General features: G+C 72.2%; 20 protein-coding genes. 5 read left to right on the forward strand and 15 right to left on the reverse strand.

What is annotated here, in order from left to right:
- Positions 1-9: 9 nt before the first annotated feature.
- Genes IE252_RS34210 through IE252_RS34235 form a run of 6 tightly spaced genes read right to left on the reverse strand, consistent with a single transcriptional unit; the run spans position 10 to position 6,136 of the window.
- Positions 10-1,251, reverse strand: coding sequence for a benzoate/H(+) symporter BenE family transporter (locus IE252_RS34210; protein ID WP_229848971.1), 1,242 nt, complete (start codon positions 1,249-1,251; stop codon positions 10-12).
- Positions 1,248-2,420 (reverse strand): acyl-CoA dehydrogenase family protein, encoded by a 1,173-nt coding sequence (locus IE252_RS34215; protein WP_190093351.1) that lies wholly within the window; start codon positions 2,418-2,420, stop codon positions 1,248-1,250. The genes IE252_RS34210 and IE252_RS34215 overlap by 4 nt, the downstream gene beginning before the upstream one ends.
- A complete protein-coding gene (locus tag IE252_RS34220; RefSeq protein ID WP_190093352.1) occupies positions 2,417-3,205 on the reverse strand; it encodes a thioesterase II family protein in 789 nt (262 codons plus the stop codon). Before IE252_RS34220 ends, IE252_RS34215 begins: the two co-directional genes overlap by 4 nt.
- Positions 3,206-3,207: 2 nt before the next feature.
- Positions 3,208-3,480 carry a phosphopantetheine-binding protein gene (locus tag IE252_RS34225; RefSeq protein ID WP_190093353.1) on the reverse strand — a complete coding sequence of 91 codons (273 nt, stop codon included), beginning with the start codon at positions 3,478-3,480 and terminating at the stop codon, positions 3,208-3,210.
- A gap of 18 nt (positions 3,481-3,498) precedes the next feature.
- Complete coding sequence (locus tag IE252_RS34230; protein ID WP_229848972.1) at positions 3,499-5,133, reverse strand: amino acid adenylation domain-containing protein; 1,635 nt, start codon at positions 5,131-5,133, stop codon at positions 3,499-3,501.
- Positions 5,134-5,173: 40 nt separating this feature from the next.
- Positions 5,174-6,136, reverse strand: a complete 963-nt coding sequence (locus IE252_RS34235; RefSeq protein ID WP_190093354.1) for a chlorinating enzyme — start codon at positions 6,134-6,136, stop codon at positions 5,174-5,176.
- Positions 6,137-6,635: 499 nt separating this feature from the next.
- Between IE252_RS34235 and IE252_RS34240 the strand changes: the two genes are divergently transcribed.
- From IE252_RS34240 to IE252_RS34250, 3 genes are read left to right on the forward strand one after another with little or no spacing between them, the layout of a single operon-like run.
- Positions 6,636-7,679, forward strand: a complete 1,044-nt coding sequence (locus tag IE252_RS34240; protein WP_229848973.1) for a 3-oxoacyl-[acyl-carrier-protein] synthase III C-terminal domain-containing protein — start codon at positions 6,636-6,638, stop codon at positions 7,677-7,679.
- Positions 7,676-8,923, forward strand: a complete 1,248-nt coding sequence (locus tag IE252_RS34245) for an MFS transporter (protein ID WP_190093355.1) — start codon at positions 7,676-7,678, stop codon at positions 8,921-8,923. The genes IE252_RS34240 and IE252_RS34245 overlap by 4 nt, the downstream gene beginning before the upstream one ends.
- A gap of 13 nt (positions 8,924-8,936) precedes the next feature.
- Positions 8,937-9,236 (forward strand): muconolactone Delta-isomerase family protein, encoded by a 300-nt coding sequence (locus IE252_RS34250; protein ID WP_190093356.1) that lies wholly within the window; start codon positions 8,937-8,939, stop codon positions 9,234-9,236.
- Here IE252_RS34250 and IE252_RS34255 read toward each other — a convergent pair.
- The 4 genes from IE252_RS34255 to IE252_RS34270 form a co-directional block, all read right to left on the reverse strand.
- The gene (locus tag IE252_RS34255) at positions 9,190-9,468 is read right to left on the reverse strand and encodes a phosphopantetheine-binding protein (protein WP_229848974.1); all 279 of its coding nucleotides are present in this window, start codon (positions 9,466-9,468) and stop codon (positions 9,190-9,192) included. The two genes, IE252_RS34250 and IE252_RS34255, sit on opposite strands and share 47 nt — an antisense overlap.
- Complete coding sequence (locus IE252_RS34260; RefSeq protein WP_190093357.1) at positions 9,465-10,328, reverse strand: class-II aminoacyl-tRNA synthetase family protein; 864 nt, start codon at positions 10,326-10,328, stop codon at positions 9,465-9,467. Before IE252_RS34260 ends, IE252_RS34255 begins: the two co-directional genes overlap by 4 nt.
- Entirely contained in the window at positions 10,325-11,326 is a 1,002-nt protein-coding gene (locus IE252_RS34265; protein WP_229848975.1) for an FAD-dependent oxidoreductase, read from the reverse strand. The genes IE252_RS34260 and IE252_RS34265 overlap by 4 nt, the downstream gene beginning before the upstream one ends.
- A 130-nt stretch (positions 11,327-11,456) precedes the next feature.
- Positions 11,457-12,497: a ketoacyl-ACP synthase III family protein gene (locus tag IE252_RS34270; RefSeq protein WP_190093359.1), complete on the reverse strand. Its 1,041-nt coding sequence runs from the start codon at positions 12,495-12,497 to the stop codon at positions 11,457-11,459.
- 240 nt (positions 12,498-12,737) lie between these two features.
- Between IE252_RS34270 and tsaA the strand changes: the two genes are divergently transcribed.
- Entirely contained in the window at positions 12,738-13,205 is a 468-nt protein-coding gene (gene tsaA, locus IE252_RS34275) for a tRNA (N6-threonylcarbamoyladenosine(37)-N6)-methyltransferase TrmO (RefSeq protein ID WP_229848976.1), read from the forward strand.
- A 16-nt stretch (positions 13,206-13,221) separates the two neighbouring features.
- On the opposite strand, the gene IE252_RS34280 is transcribed toward tsaA, so the two are convergent.
- On the reverse strand, positions 13,222-14,487 hold the full coding sequence (locus tag IE252_RS34280; RefSeq protein ID WP_190093360.1) for a GNAT family N-acetyltransferase: 1,266 nt from the start codon (positions 14,485-14,487) through the stop codon (positions 13,222-13,224).
- A gap of 56 nt (positions 14,488-14,543) precedes the next feature.
- Positions 14,544-15,830, reverse strand: a complete 1,287-nt coding sequence (locus tag IE252_RS34285; RefSeq protein ID WP_190093361.1) for an MFS transporter — start codon at positions 15,828-15,830, stop codon at positions 14,544-14,546.
- A 55-nt stretch (positions 15,831-15,885) separates the two neighbouring features.
- Between IE252_RS34285 and IE252_RS34290 the strand changes: the two genes are divergently transcribed.
- Complete coding sequence (locus IE252_RS34290; protein WP_190093362.1) at positions 15,886-16,893, forward strand: ArsR/SmtB family transcription factor; 1,008 nt, start codon at positions 15,886-15,888, stop codon at positions 16,891-16,893.
- 232 nt (positions 16,894-17,125) lie between these two features.
- On the opposite strand, the gene IE252_RS34295 is transcribed toward IE252_RS34290, so the two are convergent.
- From IE252_RS34295 to IE252_RS34305, 3 genes are all read right to left on the reverse strand, one after another.
- Positions 17,126-18,277 carry an XdhC family protein gene (locus tag IE252_RS34295; RefSeq protein WP_190093363.1) on the reverse strand — a complete coding sequence of 384 codons (1,152 nt, stop codon included), beginning with the start codon at positions 18,275-18,277 and terminating at the stop codon, positions 17,126-17,128.
- Between the two features lie 61 nt (positions 18,278-18,338).
- A complete protein-coding gene (locus IE252_RS34300; RefSeq protein WP_190093364.1) occupies positions 18,339-19,796 on the reverse strand; it encodes an NCS2 family permease in 1,458 nt (485 codons plus the stop codon).
- A 334-nt stretch (positions 19,797-20,130) separates the two neighbouring features.
- Complete coding sequence (locus tag IE252_RS34305; RefSeq protein WP_190093365.1) at positions 20,131-22,524, reverse strand: xanthine dehydrogenase family protein molybdopterin-binding subunit; 2,394 nt, start codon at positions 22,522-22,524, stop codon at positions 20,131-20,133.
- Positions 22,525-22,528: the final 4 nt, after the last annotated feature.

The following is a 22,528-nucleotide window of genomic DNA, read 5'->3' on the forward strand; positions in this document are numbered from 1 at the left end:
CGCCAAGAATCACTTCGTCGGCAGTCGCCGTTTCGCCGCGTACAGCGCGCCCCCGGCCAGCAGCCCCCAGAACGCGCCGCTGATCCCGAAGAACTGCACCCCCGACACCGTCACCACCAGCGTGACCACCGCGGCCTCCCGGTCGCCCGGGTCGGTCACCGCTCCCACCAGCGAGTTGCCGAGCGCGCCGAGCAGCGCCAGGCCCGCCACCGCCTCGATCAGGGTGGGCGGGGCCGCGCCGACGAACGCGACCGCCGCGCCCGCGCCCAGGCCGAGCAGGACGTAGGCGCCGCCGCCGATCGCCGCCGCCCGGTAGCGCTTGCGGGGGTCGGGGCCCGCGTTCTCGTCGGCGCACAGCGCGGCGGTGATCGCGGCGAGGTTGACCGCGTGGCCGCCGAACGGCGCCGAGGCCAGGCCGAAGGCGCCGGTCCAGCCGAACAGCGGTCCCGGCTCCGGCTCGTAGCCGTTGACGTTCAGGACCGCGATGCCCGGGATGTTCTGCGAGGCCATCGTCACCACGTACAGCGGCAGGGCGATGCCGATCACGGCCGCCGCCGTGAAGTCGGGGGTGACCAGGACCGGCTTGGGCCACAGCGGTCCGAGGTCGGCGGCGGAGATGTGGGTGGTCGCGGTGATCAGGACGATCGCGACGACGACCGCGGCCGGTACCGCGTACAGCTTCTTGAAAGTGCCGACGGCCGCCCAGACGACGACGATCGCCAGGCCCACCGCCGGTTTCTCCTGGACCGCCTTGGCGGGGGCCAGGCACAGCGGCAGCAGGATCCCCGCGAGCATGGCGTTGGCCAGCGGTTTCGGGATGGCCGAGACCCAGCGGCCGAGCGGCTTCCACAGTCCGGTGACCACGATCAGCGCGGCGGTCACCAGGAACGCGCCGACGGCCGCGCCGAATCCGCCCTCGACCGCGGCCGAGCCGGCAAGGAGAGCCGCGCCCGGTGTCGACCAGGCGACGCTGATCGGCATCTTCAGCCGCAGGCTGAGGAAGATCGCGCAGGCGCCCATCGAAACGGAGAGGGCCATCAGGCCGGACGCCGCCTCGGCGCGGTTGGCGCCGACCCGGGTGAGGCCTTCGAGGACGATCGCGAACGAGCTGGAGAACCCCACGAACGCGGCGATCAGCCCGACCGTACCGGCCCTGACCAGCTCGGACGCCAGGCCCGGGCGCTGCCGCGGCTCCGGCTCGGGGTTTGGTGGGCCGTCGGCGTTCGCCGCCTCCGTCTCGGACGTGGTCACGGCAACTCCTCGTATCCGCTCTGTACGACGATGTCGCGCATGACCTCGCTCGCTCCGGCGGCGACGGTGGCGGCTTGGGCGTCATGCACGGTCTGGACGATCGGCGCGCCCTCGCGGAAGCCCTCGGAGCCGTGCAGATGGCGGCATTCCTCGGCGACGGTCCGGGCCACTTCGGTGGCCTTGAGCTTAGCCATCGAGCAGGCGGTGATCGAGAGGGGGTCGCGGGCGTAGCTCCAGGCCGCGTGGTGGGCGAGCTGGCGGGCCGCCTCGACCTCGGTGAGCAGATCGGCCATCTTGTGGCGGACGGCCTGCTTGGCGCTGAGCGTCGACTCGAACATGCCCCGGTTCTTCAGGTATTTCCACGTCATATCCAGGCAGTTGGCCGCGTCGCCGACCGCCGAGATCCCCGCCGCAAGCCGCTCCAGCTGCATGTTCCGCATGATCTGTACGAAGCCGGAGTTGCGGCGGCCGATCACGTTCTCCCTGGGCACCCGCACCCCGCGCATGCTGATGTCGGCCATGCCGGAGGCCCGCCAGGCGATGGAGTCGTTGGGAAGCACGTGGACGCCCTCGGTGGCGCGGTCCACGACCAGCAGGGTCAAGCTGCCCTGGTTCACCGGGCGTTGACCCGTGCGGGCCGCCGTCACGAAGAAGTCCGCGAAGGCGCCGTTGACGATGAAGCGCTTCTCGGCGTGGACCACCAGATGGTCGCCGTCCTCGACGGCCGTCGCCTCCAGTCGGCCGAGGTCCGAGCCCGCCTGCGGTTCGGTGATCGCGAGGGCGGCGATCAGGTCGCCCGATACGGCGGGGCGCAGATAGCGCTGGCGCAGCTCGGGCGAGCCGTTGGTGGCGAGGTAGCTGGTGCCCATGTAGGCGTGGAGCGCGACCGCGAACCGCACTCCCCCGAAGCCGGTCCGGCCCAGCTCCTCCAGGAAGACCACCGAGTGGAAGAAGTCGAGACCGGCGCCGCCGACCGAGGTGGGGTGGTTGAGCCCGAGCAGCCCCTCGGCGGCGAAGGCCTGCCAGGCCGAGCGGGGCATCGCGCGCCGCCGCTCCCACTCCGCCGCGTACGGCACGACCTCCTTGCGGAAGAACGTACGGACCGAGGCGCGGAACTCCTCGTGTTCCGGGGTGAGATGGGGAGACGGTCCGCTCAGCAGGTCCGTCATGGCGCGCCCCCCGTCCCCAGCCGCCCGCAGATCGCCGCGAGCACGGCCTCCTCCTCGTCGCGCAGGAAGAAGTGCCCGGCGGGAAAGGACCGGATCGCGAACTCCGCCGTCGTGTGGTGCTTCCAGGCCACCATGTCCTCGTACGGGTCGATGTCGTCGCCCTCGCCACACAGCGCCAGGACCGGCGCGGCGATCCGCCCCGGCGACGGCTCCCAGGTCTCGGCGAGCCGCAGATCGGCCCGGAGCACCGGTTCGAGGAGCTTCATCAGGGCGCGGCTGGCGAGGACTTCGGGCGGGACGCCGTTCATCTCGCGCAGTCGTCGGTGCAGGGTGGGCCCGTCCATGGTGTGCATGGGCGGGGTGCGCGGTGCCACGCCCGGCGCGCGGCACGCCGAGACGACCAGGAGCTCGGGCGGGCGAAGGCCGTCGGCGGCGAGCCGGTGGGCGAGTTCGTACGCGAGCCGGGCGCCCAGGCTGTGCCCGAAGAAGGCGTACGGCCCGCGCTCGGTCTCCGGGGCCAGGGCCTCGGTCAGCGCCCCGAGCGCCTGCGGCCAGGAGTCGAAGGGCCGCTCGCGGAAGCGCTGTTCGCGCCCGGGCAGCCGGATGCCGGTGACCCCGACGTCCGGCGGCACCCGCTCCTGCCAGCCGCGGAAGACCTGGGTGCCGCCGCCCGCGTACGGGAAGCAGAACAGCCGGGTGGTGACCGCGGCGTCGCCGGAGAACCGGGCGAACGGGCTGCCCGTCGCGGTCCCGGGCGGCGCGGCGGCGCGGGGCGGGGGGCGCACGGCTACGCCATCGCCTCGTCGACGGCCTTGGCCAGACTGCTCAGCCTGGCGTCCTCGTAGAGCGTCTCGGGCAGCAGCACGTCGACGGCGAAGCGCTCCTCGACCCGGGACAGGAACTTGATGGCGGTGAGCGAGTTGCCGCCGAGCTCGAAGAAGTCGTCGCCGACGGCCACTTCGGTGATGCCGAACAGACCGCGCCAGATCTCGGCGATCGCCTCCTCGGTCGCGGTCATGGGCGGCGTACCGAGCGCCGCCTGCGAGTCCTGGGAAGTCATGGTCTCTCCTCCGTCCGGTCAGTCCCGCGAGGCCACCGGCCGGGCGGCCGGGGCGGCGGGTGGTGGGGTGTGGCTGTCGTGCGCGGCGAGCAGCGCGCGGCCGTCGACCTTGCCGGTCGCCGTCAGCGGCAGCGCCTCGCACAGGTGGATGCGGGCCGGGACCAGATACGCGGGGAGCCGGGTCCGCAGGTGGTGGCGCAGGGAGGTGGGTGTGACGGACTGGTCGTCCGTCACCACGAAGGCCACCAGGGCCCGTTCGCCGCGCTCGGAGCTCACCGTCACATGGCTGCGCCGTACCGAAGGGTGGTGGTCGAGGTGGTGGGCGACCTCGCCCAGTTCGATCCGGAAGCCGTTGATCTTGACCTGGTCGTCGTCGCGGCCCTGGAAGACGAGCGAGCCGTCGGGGAGCAGGGTGCCGTGGTCGCCGGTGCGGTAGAGCCGTTCGGTCACACCGTCGACCAGCCGCTCGACGAAGCGGTCGGCGGTGAGCTCCGGCATGCCCACATAGCCGGGCGAGAGTCCGTCGCCCGCCAGGCAGATCTCGCCGGTACGGCCCGGCTCGCACAGGGTGTCACCGTCGATCACATAGAGGCGGGTGTTCTGGATGGGGGTGCCGATCGGCAGCAGCCCGGAGTCGGGGAGCAGCCGGTCGACGGGGTGGTAGGTGGCGAAGGTGGTCGCCTCGGTGGGTCCGTACACATGGACCAGACGGCCCGGTCCGTACCGCCGCAGCGCCGCCGCCACGTGCGGGATCGAGTGGAGCTCGCCGCCCATCAGGACGGTCTCGGTCCCGTCGACGGCCTCGGGCGCCTCGTCGACCACGGCGTTGAACAGGGCCGTGGTGAGGAAGACGACGGTGACGCCGTGTTCGTCGATGACCCGCCCGAGCCGGGAGAGCCGCACCAGGCCCTCCGGGTAGAGCACGCACGTACCGCCGTTGAGCAGCGCGCCCCAGATCTCGAAGGTCGCCGCGTCGAACGTGACCGGCGCGAGCTGGAGCAGCCGGCTGTCCGCGTCGAGCCGGGCGAACCGGGCGCCGAGGACGAGCCGGGCGATGCTGCGGTGACGGACGGCGACGCCCTTGGGGCGGCCCGTGGAGCCCGAGGTGAAGTTGATGTACGCGAGGGAGTCACCTGTGCTCTCGACCGCCGGGACGGTCCCGGCCTCCTCCAACTTTCCTTCTACTGCAATGACTTGACATTCACTCAGCCGCTGGGAGAGCTGTTCATGGCGATCGGTCAGCACCCAGCGGCAGTCGGCGTCCGTGAACAGGCCGTGCAGGCGCTCGTCCGGCCAGCCCACGTCGAACGGCAGATACGCGCCCCCGCACTTCAGCACCGCGAGCAGCGCCACGATCAGCTCGGGCGAGCGCGTCAGACAGACCCCGACGGTCGCCCCGGGCGGGAAGCCCTCGGCGAGCAGTCGGCGGGCGAGCCCGTTGGAGAGCCGGTCCAGCTCCCCGTAGGTGTACGCGCGCCCGCCCTGCACGACCGCGGGCGCGTCCGGGTCGCGGGCGGCGCTCGCGGCGAAGAGCGCGGGCACCGAGCTGTCCCGGGGGTAGTCGGATGCGGTCCGGTTGATCCGGCGGTGGAGGGCGAACGCCTCCTGGGTGCCGGTGAGTCGGGTCCCCGTTTGTCTTTCCAGCGCAGACACCCCTCGGGATGTGGCGACGACGGTCGTGGTCGGACGGGGGTCAGTGGGCAGGCCGGAAGGGCGTGCCGTTGACGGTCCGGTCGACGAAGCGGTTGTGCTTGTACGTGTCCTCGCCGGAGACCAGCACGCAGCCGAACTTGTCGAGGCTGGCCTCGCCGCCGAACTCCTGGAGGGCGTCCGAGAACGGGTAGACCTGCACCTGGGTGGGCAGATAGCGGGCCGCGTACCCCAGACGCATGTTGTCGGTGAGGCCCGCGTGCGGGTGCGAGGCGTGCATCAGGGTCGACCAGAAGACGATGAACTGGCCCTGCTTGAGCACCATCGACTTGGCCTTGGACTCGTCCGGGCTCCAGTTCGGGTCCTTCTGGAGCTGGCGGTAGTCGTAGCCGAAGAAGCCGCGCCGCACCCCGCCTTTCTCCACCTTGCCGATGGAGTCGGCGTCGTACGTCATGACCTTGGACTCGTCGTAGTTCATGGTCCGGTGCGAGCCGGGGATGAACTGGAGGCAGCCCATCTCCACGCTGGCGTCGGTGAACGCGGACCAGACGGTGATGGTGCCGCCGAACTCGGAGTCCTCGGGCCAGACGATCTGCGGGTGCTTGGATCCGGCCACGTTGGAGAAGTTGTCGGCCTGGTGCCAGTCGGTGCCCTCGTCGCCGGGGTACTTGGGGAAGAACTCGGTGCGCCAGCAGAGCACGTCGGGGCCGAGCAGGGAGGCCACGCGGTGCACGATCTCGGGGCGCGTGATGTGGTCGGCGAGGTAGTCGACGTCCAGGTGGCGGTCGTAGTTGGCGAGGTTGGTGACGCCGGAGACCGCCTTCTCCTGCCCGTAGATCGCCCGCTTGGTGTTGAGCAGCTTGGGGCGCAGGGCGCGGAGGTTCTTCTCCATCTCGGCGGGTTCGTACATGTCGAACGGGCCGATGTAACCGTCCCGGTGGAACTGTTCGATCTCCCGTGCGCTCAGGGAGAAATCGGTGCTCGTGGTGCCGGCCAGGTCGTCCATGCATCACCTCTGTGTAAGCGACACTCCGCTACGGCAGCGGACGGGTAAATGCGTGCTGTTCCGGTCAACTCTCGCCATCAGAGGGCGAGTTGTGACCTGTTTAACACAGGACCGCCTTCGGACGCTTCCATTCCCTTCGGAGTTGCACAGGCGCACACGTCGCGGTGGACATCGTGCGGGTGGCGGGGGTACGGAGCCGCCGGGCCGTAGCACGGAACGGATCGGACGGAGGCGGCGGCGCGGCCCGCCGGGACCGCGCACAATCGGCCGCGCGAGAGAGCTTCGGGCGTACGCTAGCAAAGGCCCTGAAAACGGGCAGTGGGCGGATCCCCGGAGCCGCGCTCCGCGCACGGCGGGTTTTCCCCGGGCGTGCGACGGCCCGCCAGGGCGCGCGACTTGCGCCTTTCGGCCCTTGACGCGGCATCCCGGGGTAGAGAAGACTCCTGCTGATAATCCGCATCACTGACGATGCCCTCCGGGGCCGTTCCGGGAGGACCCCGTGCGTCTGTCCCCGCCCTTATCCACGCCGCTGCGGATCGCGTCCGCGACGCTCTGGCTCCCGGACCGGCGCGAGACCACCGAGGCCGCGCTGGCGGCCGGCCGGGTCGACGAGGAGACGGCGGCCCGCCTGCGCTACCGCGAAGTGTCCGTCAGCCGCGACCACGCGGCGCCCGAGATGGCGGTCCTCGCCGCCACCGACGCGCTGGCGGCCGCGGGATGGGACGGGTCGGGCCTCGGCATGGTGGCGCACGCCTGGACCTACCACCAGGGCCACGACTTCTGGTCGCCCGCCCACTACGTCGCCCACCACATCGGGGCCCCGACCGCCAACGCCGTGGGTGTCCAGCAGATGTGCAACGGCGGAGCCGCCGCACTCGAAGTCGCCGCCGCCCGCATGATCGCGGACCCGGGCGTGGCGCGCGCCGCGGTCACCACCGGCGACCGCTTCCCGCCGCCCGCCTTCGACCGCTGGCTCGGCGACTACGAACTCGTCTACGGCGACTCCGGGACCGCCCTGCTCCTCGACCGGACCCAGGGCCCGTACGAGCTGCTGTCGGTGGCCACCGTGGCCCGTTCCGAGTACGAGACGATGCACCGCGGCGACGACGAGTTCAGCTCGATGCCGCGCACCCTGCCCCAGGTCGACGTGCGCCGCACCAAACGGGCCTTCGTCGCCTCCGGGGCCGAGCCCGCCTTCGACGCGGCGCTCATCGAGGCGGTGGTCGAGGTGGTGGGCACCGCGCTCGCCGAGGCGGGGCTCGCCCCCGACGACCCGAAGGTGCGGTTCCTGACACTCCCCCGGCTCGGCGCAGGACCGCTGGAGGAGTTCTTCCAGCCGGCCGTGGACCGCCTCGGCCTTCGCCACGCCGAGGTCCTCGACCTGGGCGGCGGGACCGGGCACCTGGGTGCCGGGGACTCCGCCGCCAACCTGGCCACCCTGCACACCGAGAAGCGGCTCGCCCCGGGCGAGGTGGCGCTGCTGCTCAGCCTGGGCGGCGGGTTCAGCTGGTCGTGCGTCGCGGTGCGGGCGGTGACCCGATGAGAGCACGGGCGGCGGGCGGGAAGCTCACCGACCGCGGGGTGGTGGCCGTCCTGTGCGCCGGGTTCTTCCTGCTCGACTTCGACCTCGTCGTCATCAACCCGATCCTGGTCCCCGTCTCCAAGGACTTCGACGTCAGTCTGGGCACCACCGCGTTCGCCCTCACCGGCTATCTGGCGATGGTCGGCATCATGCAACCGGTGCACGGCGCGATCTCGGACCGCGTGGGCCGGGTGCGGGTGTTGCGCACCGCGCTCCTCGGCCTCGGCGTCGCGGACCTGGCGGCGGCCCTGGCTCCCAATGCGGCGCTGCTGATTACGGGCCGCGCCATCGCGGGCGGCTTCGCCGCCGCGCTCATCCCGGTGACCGTCGCCTATGTGGGCGACCACATCCCGATGGAGCGCCGCCAGCGCACGATGGCGGCGATCATGTCCTCCAGCGCGGTCGGCGCCGCCTCCGCGACCGTCGTCGCGGGCGCGCTCACCGAACTGCTCGACTGGCGCTGGCCACTGCTCATCCCGGCCGTCGCGGCCCCGCTGCTGGCCCTGGTGTACACCCGGCTGCCGGAGGCGCCCCGGGTCAAGGGCGCCGAGGGGCCGAGCGTACGGGAGCGGTTCGCCCAGGTGCTCGGGGACGGCTGGTTCCGGTTCCTCATCCCGTTCACCTTCATCGAGGGCGCGGCGATGATGGGCCTGTTCAACTTCTTCAACGCGGCCCTCCAGAAGCACGGCAGCAGCGTCCTGATGTCGGGCCTGGTGACCAGCGCGTACGGCGTGGCGGCCATCGGGGGCAGTGGGGTGGTCCGGGCCGTCGACGCCCGGGCGACCGGCGCGGGCATGTTCGGCTGGGGCACCGGGCTGCTCTTCGTCGGCTACCTCACGGCCGCCTTCACCCAGTCGGTCGCGGGCATCCTGGTCGCCAGCGCGCTGGCCGGACTCGCCCTCGCCGTCGGCCAGTCCGCGCTCCAGGCGTGGGTCCTGGAGGCTGCCGCGCCCGAGGCGCGCGGCAGCGCCGCCGCGGTCATCGCCTGCTCGGTCTTCACCGGCGCCGCCATCAGCACGGCCGCCGTGGGCCCGCTGGCCGGGCGCGGCGACTTCGGGCTGCTGTTCGGCATCGCGGCCGCCGCGACCGTGACGGTGTCGGTCGTCGGCACCCTCGCGCGGGCGCGCTTCGCCCGCTCCGACCGCGCCCTGCGGATGCCCGCCGGGCCGCCCGTGGACCAGGAAGCCCCGAACCCACTCAAGTGAAGGAGAGTCATCCATGGCGCTGTTCGCGGTGATAGCCAAGCGGGCCCCGGTCGGCATCGGCATCGAGGAGTTCCAGGAGAAACTGGCCGAGGGCTTCCGCTACACCCAGGAGCTTCAGGAGAAGGGGCTCATCAGGGACCGCTGGATCCTGGTCGGTGCCTCGGCGGGGCTGAACGTCTACGACGTCGAGTCGCACGAGCAGCTGATGCAGCTGCTGTACCGCAGCCCCGCCGGACTGCACCTGGAGTACGAGGTGTATCCGCTGATCAGTCCGCCGAGCTACGACCCGACGGCCGAGGGTCCGGCCCACTGAAGAACGCCCGCTCGATCCGGCTCAGCGAGCGGAAGTCGTCGAGGTCGAGGGTCTCGACGTCGACGGGCCGCCCGCTGAGCCGCTCGATCAGCACGATGAACTCCAGGAAGCCCAGCGAGTCGATGAGCCGGCTCTCGATCAGGTCGTCGTCCGGGCCGATCCCGGTCGCCTCCGGGTGGCGCCTGCCGATCCAGGCGACGACCTCCGCCAGTTCGGCGGCCGGCGCCCTCACCGCTCGGCCCCGCCGGTCAGGGCGCCCGCGTCGAGCGCGGAGGCCGCCTCCACCACGGCCTCCGTCGCTGCCTCCCAGCTTCCGTACCTGGCGTACAGCACCGACAGCCAGCGCTCCAGGCCGAAGGCGGCGCAACTGGTGTGCACGGCCTGGCCGGTGCCGTCGAGGGTGATCCCGCACCGCTCGCCGAAGAAGTTGCGGTGGACGTTGAGCGAGGCGATCGCCAGGCCGTCGACGAGGAACTCGTGCTTGACCGGCGAGAGCCGCTGGAGCAGCGCCCGCTGCCCGCCCCGGTCGTAGAAGGGGTCGGTCGCCGCCTCCTTGCGCACGGCGAGGCCGAGCGCGTCCGCGAGGGCGGTGATGCGCTCCTCGAACCGGCGCAGGTGCCCCTGGGTGAACTCGTACGAGCCGAGCGCCACGATCTCGCGCATGTGGAAGCCCAGCAGGCGCCGCAGCCCGTCGTAGTGCTCCTCGCGGCGGAAGCAGCGCCCGAGCACGGTCACCGTCGTACCGTCGGGAACCGTGCGGCCCTCGTGGTGCAGGTAGACGGCGAAGCACGCGGCCGTGGGGAGACCGAAGAACGCGGGTTCGAGGGCGTCCGAGGCGAACTCGTCGTGTTTTTCGCCCTCTTGATGCTGCGTCAGGTCGAGCGTGCTCACCACGAGTGCCTGGTGCGGGAAGTTGTCGTACACGTCGAGGCGGGAGAGCGCGGCGACCGGCAGCAGCGGCGGCATGATCATGGGGGCGGCGCCACTACCCGTTCCCAGGCCCTCCAGGAGGGCGTCGAGCCGCTTCAGCAGGACGGTCGCACCCGGCGAGAGGGCCTGCAGGCCCGGGGCGTCCGCCGGGGCCGCGGTCATGAGACGACTTCGGCGGTGGCGCCGCCGAGCGCGAGCCGCAGGACGTCCTGGGCGCAGCCCCAGGACAGGCCGACGGCGATGCCGCCGTGGCCGTAGTTGTGGATCACCCGCGCGGAGCCGACCGGCTCCACTTCGAGGCGGGTCTGCGGCCGCGAGGCCCGCAGGCCGACTTCGACGCCGGTGACGGCGGCCCCGGCTATCCGGGGCTCCACGGCGATGCAGCGCGCCAGGATCTCCTCGGTGCGGGCCGGGTCCGGTTCCATGCTCCACACCTCGCGCTCGGCGGTGCCGCCGCACACCAGACGGCGGCCGTGCGGGAAGTAACTCGTGGAGTTCGGGCCGGGGTTCTGCTCGAAGAAGAACTCGTCGATCCCCGGGTTCTCCACGATCACGTGCTGGCCGCGCACCGGGAAGACCTTCGGGTCGTCGGCCAGGGAACGCGCGCCCACCCCGGTGCAGTTGACGACGAGAGGCGCCTCGGCGGCCGCCGCCTCCAGCGAGTCCACCACGCCCACCTCGACGCTGCCCCCGGCGGCGGTGACCCGCGAGGCCAGGTACTCCAGGTACACGGGCATGTCCACGATCGGCAGCTCGACCCGGAACGCCACCGGGAAGCCGCCGCTCTCCACCTCGCCGCAGGGCGTGTAGCCGGGCAGATGGGCGGCCCACTCGTGGCCGACGGCGGCCTGCCGGTTGGCCAGGCGGCCACGGGTCAGCCGGACGCCGCTGTCCGGCTGCTTGGCCAGCGCGGTGAACTCGGCCAGGCTCGCCTGGTGCCAGGGCCGGGTGATCGCGGTCGGCGAGAACTTGGCCTCCGCCTCGGTCTCGTCGGCGATCGCCGGGCCGCCGATGATCGCCCCGGCCACGGCCGACGTGGTCTCGCGGGGCGGGCGCTCGGCGACGACGCGGACCGTGAAGTCGCGCTCGGCCAGACACACCGCCGTGGTCAGTCCGGCCACACCGGCACCGATGACCAGGGCTTCGTTGCGCTCTGTCATGGGATTGCACCTCTTCATGTCTTCATGGGGAAGATGTCGTGGAAGATGTCGTGAAGGTGTTCGAGACAGCTGTACGGGGACGCCGCACGGGAAAGACGTTCCTCGGCGCCCGGGTGTGACACCCGGCGCCCTATTCGTGGGATATGGCGACGCAGGACCAGGTGAAGCCGTTGCCCGCGCTCAGGAACAGCGCCACCTCGCCCGGCGCGAGCCGGTCGTCCGCCTGGAGGGTGGCGAGGTTGGCCACCGGGTCCCCGGCGCCGAGGTGCCCGGTGTCGCGGCCCAGGTCGAGCAACTCCGTGTGGGGCAGGGCGAGTTCATGGACGGACGGCCCGTAGAACTGGCTGAGCGCGCCCGTGCTGAGGCGGGGCAGGACCAGGTAGCGCAGTCTGGGGTCGGCCGGGGTGAGCCCGGCGTCCGCGATGGCGTCGAGCACCACGCGCTGCACGGACCGGCGCAGCACGGCGACGAACTTGGGCCAGCCGCCGCCCGCCCGGAAGGAGAGTTTGGTGCGCCGGGCGCTGATCGTCCCGTACGTGCCGCGCGGCGCCGGGGTGAAGGCGTCGTCGCCCCGGTAGAGCACCTCGTACTCGGGGACGCTCACGGACGCGATGGCGAGCAGCCGGTAGGGGCCCGCGTCGCGGTCGAGGAGGAGCGCGGTGGCCGCGTCCCCGTACGCCACGTCGATGTCGCCGGACCAGCGGTCGAAGCCGGGCTCCACGAACCGGTCGGCGGTGGTCACCAGGCACCGGTTGACCGTGGGGTCCAGGGCGAGCCGGGCGGCGGCCACCTCCAGGGCGGCGACGCCCCCGTTGGAGGTCTGCTGCACCCCGATCGGGGTGGCGTGGCGGGCGCCGATGCCGTGGGCCACGTAGTGCGGCGCGGACCAGAAGTCATGGCCCTGGTGGTAGATCCAGGAGTGGACGACCAGGCCCAGGTCGTCGCCGGACCAGCCCGCGTCGGCGAGCGCCTTCTGGGCGGCGAGCACGGCCATTTCGGGGGCCGCCCGGTCGGGGCTCTCGCTCAGTGCTCTGTAGCCGAGCCGGTCGGCGGTCTCCTGGTCGAGCCGCCCGTCCGCCACCGCCCGTGCGGTGTCCAGACGGCGGGACGGGAGCCAGAGCACGGCGGCGGCTATGCCCGGCGGTTCGGGTAACGGCGGACTCAGTCTCACGGGGCTGCCTCCTCGGACGGGCCCGTCGACTCGGGCCGTACCTCCCGGCTGCCCACTATATTGTCAGCGGTATTGATTGTCAGGCATCTGTCTCTCAAGTTGGCGCACAACCGGCGTGTTTCAGGCGTTGCGCGCCGGGGCGGCGCCGGGTGTCGTTCACCGTGCGCCGTCGTTCTGCTTGGTTGACGTGGTTCCCCAGTGCGTTCCCCCGTGCGTTCCCCCAGTGTGAGGAGATACGAGGTGTCCCACCCGCCCGCCCCTCTCGGCGCCGACGCGGTCGTGCCGCTGTCGCCGATCGGCTATGTCGTCACCGATTACGCCCGCCCCCAGGAGACGCCGCCGCAGGCGACGCTGGCCTACGGGGACCAGGGCCACGTCGTGCTCTACGAGCCCTATGCGGGAGGCCTCGACGGCATCGCCGAGGGCTGGTACGCATGGCTGCTGACCTGGCTGCACGACCAGACCGAGGAGGAGACCGCGCCCCTCCAGGTGGTGCCGCGCGGCTGGGAGGGGACGGGCCGCACGACCGGCGTCTACGCCACCCGTACGCCCAACCGGCACAACCGCATCGGCCTGAGCCTGGTGCGGGTGCGCGAGGTGAAGGGCAATGTGCTCCACTTCGACGGCGTGGACCTGGTCAACGGCACACCGGTGCTCGACATCAAGCCGTATTCGCCGACGTCCGACACCCCGCCCGAGTCGGACTAGGCGGGGTGCCGGAGGGTCAGAACTCGTCGACGGTGTGCGGGAGTCGGTCCGGGCGCAGCGCCGCGCCCAGGGCCGCCGCCGCGCCCGGGGTGTGCTCGGTGATCAGGCCCGCCGCCACGAGGTGGCGCGGGTCGGTGCCGCCGAGGTAGCAGGCGCCGAGGTCGCGCACGTCCAGGGCCAGGTCGGGCCGGGCGTCCGTCGGTCCGTACGAGGCGGTGTACGACGCGGGGTCCGTGCCGGTGCCCGGTCCCGGCGCGACCGTGAGCCGGAAGCGACCCGCGTTGGCCGGTACGCGCTCGTCGCGCACCTCGACGACCAGGTCCGCCGGGGCCGCCCAGGAGCGCGCGGTGAGCGCGGCGCGCACATCGAGCAGGCGCAGCCACAGCGCCGGGAACGTCTGGGTGACGCGGACCTGGTCGCGGTCGGCCGCGAAGTGATGCAGCGGGTCGTCGGGGGCGCCGCCCCAGTACCGGACCCGGCCGGTCAGGTCGATCGCGGCCAGATACCGCCACAGCGCGGCCGCGCCCGCCGGGGTGTCGGCCTCCAGCTCGTCGACGCGGACCAGACCCGGCGTACCGGCGTCCTCGTCACCGCCCTTGGTGCGGTACACCGCGTACCCGCCGAGGGGCTCGTCCGGGGAGCCGAGGGCGACGATCCTCGGCGGGCTCAGCTCGTCGTCCTCCTGGTCCTTGTCGGCCAGCCACTCCTTGCGCCAGCGGACCGCGTCGCGGGCGATCCGGCCGGGCGTGCGGGCGCGGGTCGCGTCGTAGTACGGCCCGAGGAGCGCGGGGGCGTCCAGCGGATCGACCAGCCGCAGCGGACGCTCGTCGGGGGCGACGCGCAGGGCGAGCGGACGGCTGGAGTCGATCTCCACGGTGGCGCCGTGGGTGGCCGAACCGTAGCCGTAGCGGCCGTAGATGGCGGCCTCGGAGGCCCACAGCGCGGCGACCGCTCGCCCCTCGGCGGCGGCGCGGCGGAAGAGCTCGGCCATCATGCCGGTGAGGACACCCCGGCGGCGGTGGGTGGGGGCCACGCACACGAACGTCAGCCCGGGGCAAGGGAGTTCGCCTCCGGGGACGGAGATCGTGAACCGGAAGGCGGCGAGGAAGCCGACGAGGACGTCACCGTCGTAGGCACCCACCCGGTCGCAGTCGAGGAGTGCCTCGCGGTGGTACTTGCGGATCTCCTCGTCCTCGGGCCGTTCGTGGAACGCGAGGTATCCGAGTGCGAGAGCGCGGTCGACATGGGCTTCGGGAACATCGCGGAAGCGCAGTTGATCCATTCCTCGACACTAACCCGGCCGAATCGGACAGTCATCCGAATTTCGGGGCGGGCGGCTCAGCCGGGTGAACCGGCCGCCACCTTGCCGCGGTCGACGGCCCCGCGCCCGGCGAGCGGCACGGTGACGGTCCCGGCCGCCAGGAACAGCGTGCCGAGCAGCAGCCAGCCCGGCGCTCCCCCGTGCGTGACCAGCGCCGCGACCAGGAGCGGGCCGCCCGCTCTCGCCACGTCGGAGCCGAGGCTCCAGGCGCCCAGGAACTCGCCCAGGCGATGGGGGTCCCCCCTGCTCGTTAGAGAGCTTGGGGGAGGGTCGGCGAGGCCGTACGAGATGCCCCAGCCGCTCGCCGAGGAGAGCAGTTCGCCCGCCGTCAGCAGGACCACGCCGACCGCGAGCACCAGCACGGCGGGCACCGGCGGCAGCGCGGCCGTGGTGGCCGTGGCCGCGCAGGCTCCGAGCAGCGCCCAGCCGGCACGCCGGCCCGCGACCGCCGCCCCCGCAACGGTGTCGCTGCCGCGCGCGGCCCGCACCTGGAGCAGGATCACCAGCCCGGTGTTGAGCAGCATCAGCACCGCGACCGTCCAGGTCGGCGCGTGCGTACGGGACGAGATCCACAGCGGGAGGCCGAGGTTGAGGATGTCGGCGTTGACGTAGAGCAGCCCGGAGAGCGCGGCGAGGGCGAGGAAGCGGCGGTCGCGCAGGGCGCCCCGGCGGCCGGCGGGCCGGTCGGCCGCCTCCGGTGCCGCGCGCGGGCCGTCGTCCGGCATCCGGACCACGATGGCGGCGACGATCGCGTACGAGAGGCAGTTGCCCAGGACGAGGGCCGCGTATCCGGTACGGGAGTCGGCGGCCAGGGCGGCGCCCGCGCCCAGACTGCCCAGCGAGAAGCCGATGTTGAGCATGACGCGGGTGTACGCGCTGACCGCGACCAGCGCCGAGTCGTCCGCGATGCGGGCCAGGTAGGCGCCGCGGACCGGCCGGGACGCGCTCTCGGCCAGGGCGATCGCGCAGACGACGGCGAGGAAGGCGGCGAAGCCGTCGACGAGCAGGTATCCGGCGAAGGCGACGGCCCGGACGAGCACGGTGGCCAGATAGACCCGGCGGTGGCCGAAGCGGTCGCCGAGCCGCCCGGCCGGGACGGCGACGGCGGGTCCGAGCAGGGCGGCGATGGTCAGGCCGAGGCCGACCTGGGTGGCGCCGAGCCCGACGACCCGGGTGAAGAAGAGGGCGGCGCCGGTGTGGAAGAGGCCGTTGCCGATCCAGTCGACGAGGGTGGTGAGGGCGTATGCGCGCAGCGGGCCGCGGGGTGGCAGCAGGGCTGCCACCCCGGAGGAGGTGGAGGACATGCCCCCAGCCAACGGCCTTCCGCCGCGCGGCGACAGACATTTAGGCTGGGGCTCAATGCTCAGCTACCGACTCGGCGTCGACGACCTCGCCGACATGCGCTTCGCCTGCTCGCCGCTCCTGGAGACCGCGACCAGCCTGTGGGCGCTGCGGCGCGCCGACAAGTACACGCTGCACCTGCCGTGGGTGCGGCGCACCCGGGCGGCGCTGGAGGCCGCGTCCGGGCTCGACCGGGAGTTGCTCGGGGAGCTGACCGTGCGTGGCAGCGGCTGGATCCCGGACTTCGTCACGCCGCGCCCCGACTCGCCGCTGCCGGAGGTGGGGGACGAGCTGCGGCGGGTGCGGGCGACGCCGCCGTCGAAGGCGCTGGCGGACGTACGGGCGGCGTACGCGGGCCGCGAGCTGCCGCCGCGCCTGGCCGAACTGGCCGTGGATCCCCGCGGGTTGCGGGACGCCGTCGCCGATGTGGTGGAGGCCTACTGGCTGCTGGCGCTGGCGCCGCACTGGCCGCGGATGCGGGCCGTCCTGGAGGCGGACATGGTGTGGCGGGCGCGGCTGCTGGCGCGCGAGGGGGCGGCGGCGCTGCTCACGTCGCTGGATCCGACGGCGGTGTGGCGGGGCGGGGAGCTGACGCTCTTCGTGCACCGCGATCTGCATCTGGGGGCTTCGGTGGACGGGCGGGGGTTCTGGCTGGTGCCGACGCTGTTCGCGCAGCACGCGATCAGTCCGGTGGGGCCTGCTGAGCCGCCCACCATCGCGTATCCGGCGCGGGGGGTGGGGACGCTGTGGGAGGCTCGTCCGCCGCGCCCGCCGGGTGCCCTGGCCTCGCTGGTGGGCGCCCCCAAGGCGGCGCTGCTCGTGTCCCTGGACGGCCCGGCGTCCACGACGGAACTGGCCCGCCGCCTGTCCGTCACGCCGAGCGCGGTCTCCCACCACCTGTCCGTGCTGCACCGGACGGGGCTGGTGAGCCGGGCTCGGGCGGGGAGGGTGGTGCTGTACGCGCGGACGGGGCTGGGCGACGCGCTGGCGTCCCCGGAGGAGAGCCCCTCCCCGCCCCTTCCCTGAACCCTCCGGGGGTGGGGGGTTCGTCTGCGGACCGTGGATGGCTGGTCGCGCAGTTCCCCGCGCCCCTGAAGATGCCGCTACGCGGCAATCCCCTGAGCGGCCCGAAGGGGCGCATCTAAGGGGCGCGGGGAACTGCGCGACCAGTTGGGGACGGCCCGCAGACGACGAATCAAGCCGCCCGGCCGAGGGCTTTCGGGAAGGGGCGAGGTGGGGTGGGGTGGGGTGGGGGAAGTTACGCCACCGAACCTATCCGGCCCACCGGCGCCTCCGGGCCGTCGTGGTGGATTGGGGTGTGCGCGCCCGTCAGCGACGCGCCCGTCCCGCCACGGCGGTTCGCCACGATCTCCGCCGCGATGGACAGCGCCGTCTCCTCCGGCGTACGCGCACCAAGATCGAGGCCGATCGGCGAGCGCAGGCGGGCCAGCTCAAGCTCCGTGACGCCGACTTCACGCAGCCGCGCGTTGCGGTCCTCGTGCGTACGGCGCGACCCCATCGCACCCACGTACGCCACCGGCAACCGCAGCGCCAACTCAAGCAACGGCACATCGAACTTCGCGTCGTGGGTCAGCACGCACAGCACCGTACGAGAGTCGACCTCCGTCGACTCCAGGTACCGGTGCGGCCACTCCACCACGATCTCGTCCGCGTCCGGAAACCGCGTCGCCGTGGCGAACACGGGCCGCGCGTCGCACACCGTGACCCGGTAGCCGAGGAACTTCCCCACCCGCACCAGCGCCGACGCGAAGTCGATCGCACCGAAGACGATCATGCGCGGCGGCGGCACGCTCGACTCGACCAGGACCGTGAGCGGCTGCCCGCACAGCCGGCCGTCGGCGCCCAGCGTCAGCGTGCCCGTGCGGCCCGCGTCCAGCATGGCCCGCGCCTCGTCCGCCACCGCCCGGTCCAGCTCGGGGTGGCCGCCGAGGGCGCCCTCGTACGTACCGTCGGGGTGGACCAGGAGCGGGCGGGCCACCAGGTCGGCGGGGCCCTCGGTGATGCGGGCGACCGCCGCCGCCCCGCCGCGCGCCGCCGTGGCCAGTGCCGAAGCGAACACCGCCCGGGCGGGCGAGTCCGCGGGGACCGGGGTCACCAGGATGTCGATGACGCCGCCACAGGTGAGGCCGACCGCGAACGCGTCCTCGTCGCTGTAGCCGAAGCGTTCGAGGACGGGCTCGCCGTCCTCCAGCGCCTGCTGGCACAGCTCGTAGACCGCGCCCTCCACACATCCGCCGGAGACCGAGCCGATCGCCGTGCCGTCGGAGTCCACCGCGAGGGCGGCGCCGGGCTGGCGCGGAGCGCTGCCGCCGACGGCCACCACGGTGGCGACGGCGAAGCTGCGGCCCTGCTCGACCCACCGGTTGAGCTCTTCGGCGATGTCCAGCATGTTCGGTCTCCTTAACCAGCGGATGGGTGGAGGGCGTCCGGTCGTACGCCCCGGTCGGTGCCTACTTGACGTTCAGCCAGCTCTCGATGGGGCTGAGGGCGAAGTAGACGAGGAAGATGCCGGACAGGGCCCACATGAACCCGCCGATCTCCCGCCACTTGCCCTGCGCCGCCTTGATGACGGTGTAGGCGATGACGCCCGCGCCGACTCCGGCGGTGATGTTGTACGTGAACGGCATCAGGGCCACGGTGAGGAACACCGGGATCGACACCGAGCGGTCGTTCCAGTCGACGTGCCGCGCCGCGCTCATCATCATCGAGCCGATCACGACCAGGGCGGCCGCGGCCACCTGGGCCGGGACCAGCTGGGTGAGCGGGGTGAAGAAGAGACAGGCCGCGAAGAAGAGACCGGTGACGACCGAGGAGAGGCCGGTGCGCGCGCCCTCGCCGGCGCCGGTCGCGGACTCGATGAAGACGGTCTGGCCGGAGGCGCCGGAGACGCCGCCGATCGCGCCGCCCGCGCCGTCGATGAACAGCGCCTTGGACAGGCCCGGCATCCGGCCCTTGTCGTCGGCGAGCTTGGCCTCCTGGCCGACGCCGATGATGGTGGCCATCGCGTCGAAGAACCCGGCGAGCACCAGGGTGAAGACGATCATGCCGACGCTGATGGCGCCGATCTGGCCCCAGCCGCCGAACTCGACGTCGCCGAAGAGTCCGAAGTCGGGCTTGGAGACCGCGCTGCCGTTCAGGCCGGGGGCGGCTCCGCCCCAGTCCTTGTCGGACAGTCCGCCGGCCTTGGTGACGACGAGCGAGAGGACCGTGCCGGTCACGATGCCGATCAGGATCGCGCCGGGGATGTTGCGCGCCTGGAGGGCGAAGATCAGGAGCAGGGTCACCGAGAAGAACAGGACCGGCCAGCCGACCAGTTCACCGGTGGCGCCGAGGGTGACGGGGCCGCCCTGGCCCTTGCCGACGAAGCCGGCCTTCACCAGGCCGAGCAGGGCGACGAACATGCCGATGCCCATGGTGATCGCGTGCTTGAGGGGCAGCGGGATGGCGTTCATGATCATCTCGCGGAGGCCGGTGACGACCAGCAGCATGATGACCACGCCGTACATGACGCACATGCCCATGGCCTGCGGCCAGGTCATGTTGGGGACCACCTGGGTGGTCAGGGCCGCGGAGACGTTGAGTCCGGCGGCGAGCGCGAGCGGGACCTTGCCGATGAAGCCCATCAGCAGGGTGCTGACGGCGGCCGCGAGGGCGGTGGCCGTCACCAGGCCCGCATGGCCCAGCGTGTGCTTGTCGACGTCGGGCGTCGAGAGGATCAGCGGGTTGAGCAGGAGGATGTAGCACATCGCCATGAAGGTGGTGATGCCGCCGCGCACCTCTTGCGCGACCGTGGATCCTCTGTCCGTTATGTGAAAGTACCGGTCGAGCCAGGACCTTCCGGCGGGGACGCGCGAGCCGGAGCCCGCCTCCTCGGCGGTGGTCTTGGGCTCCACAGACTGCTGGGTCATGGTGCCTACTCCCAAGGTTCAAAGGGGCACCCGCATAAGACTTGAGATCTCAGTCAGACAAGCTGCGGGATTTGGGATGGTGCGTGGGCTGCACGACCCGGGGGACGGCCCGAGACGAACGTTTCCGCGTACGGCGGGGGTACCGGTCCGGTACCGCCGTACGGGGATGCTGCTGGGTCATTCGGGTACTGCTCATGGGGTACTGCCTTGTGGTGCTGGTGGTGCGGTGGTGAAGGACCGCGAGCGGTGCGGTACTTCTGTGCTCCGGGCGGTGCGGGCGGCTGGGAAGTGTGACGTTCCTGGGAGGCACGCACCGCCCGGAGGGTTCGGGGGGTCAGGACGACTCGGTGCCCGTGAGGTGCTCGGGGCGGACCGGGGTCCTGTTCAGCTCCAGGCCCGTCGCGTTCCGGATCGCCGCGAGGACGGCCGGGGTGGACGACAGGGTCGGGGCCTCGCCGATGCCGCGCAGCCCGTACGGGGCGTGCTCGTCGGCGAGTTCGAGCACGTCGACCGGGATGGTCGGCGTGTCGAGGATGGTGGGGATCAGGTAGTCCGTGAAGGAGGGGTTGCGCACCTTCGCGGTCTTCGGGTCGACGATGATCTCCTCCATGACCGCCACGCCCAGGCCCTGGGTGGTGCCACCCTGGATCTGGCCGACGACGGACAGCGGGTTGAGCGCCTTGCCGACGTCCTGGGCGACCGCCAGCTCGACGACCTTGACCAGGCCGAGCTCGGTGTCCACCTCGACGACCGCGCGGTGCGCGGCGAACGAGTACTGGACGTGGCCGTTGCCCTGGCCGGTGCGCAGGTCGAACGCCTCGGTGGGGCGGTGGCGCCACTCCAGCTCCAGCTCCACCGCCTCGTCCTCCAGGACGTCGACCAGGTCCGCGAGGACCTCGCCGCCGTCGGTGACGACCTTGCCGCCCTCCAGGAGGAGCTCGGCGGTGGCCCAGGCCGGGTGGTAGGAGCCGAACTTGCGGCGGCCGATCTCCAGGACGGCCTCGCGGACGTGCTCGCAGGTGTTCTTGACCGCGCCGCCGGTGACGTACGTCTGACGCGAGGCCGACGTCGAACCGGCCGAGCCGACCTGGGTGTCGGCCGGGTGGATGGTCACCTGCGTGACGCCGAGCTCGGTGCGGGCGATCTGCGCGTGGACGGTGACACCGCCCTGGCCGACCTCCGCCATCGCGGTGTGCACGGTCGCGACCGGCTCGCCGCCGACGACCTCCATGCGCACCTTGGCGGTGGAGTAGTCGTCGAAGCCCTCGGAGAAGCCGACGTTCTTGATGCCGACCGCGTAGCCCACGCCCCGTACGACACCCTCGCCGTGCGTGGTGTTGGACAGGCCGCCGGGCAGCGCGCGCACATCCGCCTGCTCGCCGGCGGTCGCCCACTGCTGCTCGGGCGGCAGCGGACGGGCCTTGATGCGGCGAAGCAGCTCGGCCACCGGGGCCGGGGAGTCGACCGGCTGGCCGGTCGGCATGATCGTGCCCTGCTCCATGGCGTTCAGCTGCCGGAACTCGACCGGGTCGATGCCCAGCTTCGCCGCCAGCTTGTCCATCTGGGCCTCGTACGCGAAGCACGCCTGGACCGCGCCGAAGCCGCGCATGGCGCCGCAGGGCGGGTTGTTGGTGTAGAGCGCGATCGCCTCGATGTCGACGTCGTCGATGACGTACGGGCCGACGCTCAGGGAGGAGGCGTTGCCGACGACCGCCGGGGAGGCCGACGCGTAGGCGCCGCCGTCCAGGACGATCTTGCACTTCATGTGCGTGAGCTTGCCGTCCTTGGTGGCGCCGTGCTCGTAGTAGAGCTTCGCCGGGTGGCGGTGGACGTGGCCGAAGAAGGACTCGAACCGGTTGTAGACGATCTTGACCGGCTTGCCGGTGCGCAGCGCCAGGAGGCAGGCGTGGATCTGCATCGAGATGTCCTCGCGGCCGCCGAAGGCGCCGCCGACGCCGGAGAGCGTCATGCGGACCTTCTCCTCGGGCAGACCGAGGACGGGGGCGATCTGCTTGAGGTCCGAGTGCAGCCACTGGGTGGCCACGTACAGCTCGACGCCGCCGTCCTCGGACGGCACGGCGAGACCGGACTCGGGGCCGAGGAAGGCCTGGTCCTGCATGCCGAAGGTGTACTCGCCCTTGACGATCACGTCGGCGCGCTTGGCGGCCTCGTCGGCGTTGCCGCGCACGATCGGCTGGCGGTGCACGATGTTGGGGTGCGGGACGTGGCCGATGTGGTGGTCGTCGCGGCCCTCGTGGACCAGGATCGCGTCGGGGGCGGTCGCGGACGCCTCGTCCGTGATGACCGGCAGCTCCACGTACTCGATCTTGATCTTGGCGGCGGCGCGGCGCGCGGTCTCCGGGTGGTCGGCGGCGACCAGCGCCACCGGCTCGCCGTGGTGGCGGACCTTGCCGTGGGCCAGGACCGGGGTGTCCTGGATCTCCAGGCCGTAGTTCTTCACCTCGGTGGGCAGGTCGTCGTAGGTCAGCACGGCGTAGACGCCGGGCATCGCGACGGCCTCGGAGATGTCGATCGACCTGATCTCGGCGTGGGCGACCGTGGAGCGCAGGGTCTGGCCCCAGAGCATGTCCTCGTGCCACATGTCCGAGGAGTACGCGAACTCGCCGGTGACCTTGAGGGTGCCGTCCGGGCGCAGCGTCGACTCGCCGATGCCGCCCTTGGTCTTGGAGCCCTGGGTGATGTTGGTGGGAGTACCAGTGGTGGCCATGATC

Origin of the sequence: Streptomyces melanogenes, assembly GCF_014649795.1 — a bacterium.
Taxonomy (GTDB): Bacteria; Actinomycetota; Actinomycetes; order Streptomycetales; family Streptomycetaceae; genus Streptomyces; species Streptomyces noboritoensis.